The sequence below is a fragment of the Firmicutes bacterium HGW-Firmicutes-1 genome (assembly GCA_002841625.1).
GTDB lineage: Bacteria > Bacillota > Clostridia > Lachnospirales > Vallitaleaceae > HGW-1.
Window position 1 is genome coordinate 117,388 of record PHAG01000013.1, and the last position, 578, is coordinate 117,965.

Sequence of the window (578 nt, forward strand, 5' to 3'; positions counted from 1 at the left end):
CTTTCGAGCTTGCACTTGGCATTGGTGTTGCTGCTTTCGAGCTTGCACTTGGCATTGGTGTTGCTGCTTTCGGGCTTGCACTTGGCATTGGTGTTGCTGCTTTCGGGCTTGCACTTGGCATTGGTGTTGCTGCTTTCGGGCTTGCACTTGGCATTGGTGTTGCTGGCTTATAGCTACTACTGCTGGTCGTTGTTGCGGCTGCCTTGTAACTGCTACTTGTCGTTGGCATCGCCGCTGGCTTATAGCTACTACTTGTCGTTGTTGTCGCTGGCTTATAGCTACTGCTTGTCGTTGTTGTCACTGGCTTATAGCTACTGCTTGGCATGGATGTCGTCGGCTTATAGCTACTGCTTGGCATGGATGTCGCTGGCTTATAGCTACTACTTGGCATGGATGTCGCTGGTTTATAGCTACTGCTTGGCATGGATGTCGGTTTATAACTGCTTGTCTTATAACTACCCATTACTTGTGCCATTTTTTTCCTCCTCTAACCTTACTTTATTTTTTGGAATTTATCAATACTTTGTCTACCCTAGATTGCATAATTTATTGTTCCTAATAGAAACAAATTATTATTA

At 45.2% G+C, this 578-nt stretch carries 2 pseudogenes (both only partly in view); one reads left to right on the forward strand and one right to left on the reverse strand.

The window, feature by feature from the left end:
- Positions 1-15: pseudogene (locus CVU84_15480) on the reverse strand (hypothetical protein) (it extends 1,305 nt beyond the left edge of the window).
- On the opposite strand from CVU84_15480, the pseudogene CVU84_15485 reads away from it, so the two are divergent.
- Positions 1-173, forward strand: a pseudogene (locus CVU84_15485) (hypothetical protein) (it extends 58 nt beyond the left edge of the window). The pseudogenes CVU84_15480 and CVU84_15485 sit on opposite strands and share 73 nt — an antisense overlap.
- The last annotated feature ends 405 nt before the right edge of the window (positions 174-578 follow it).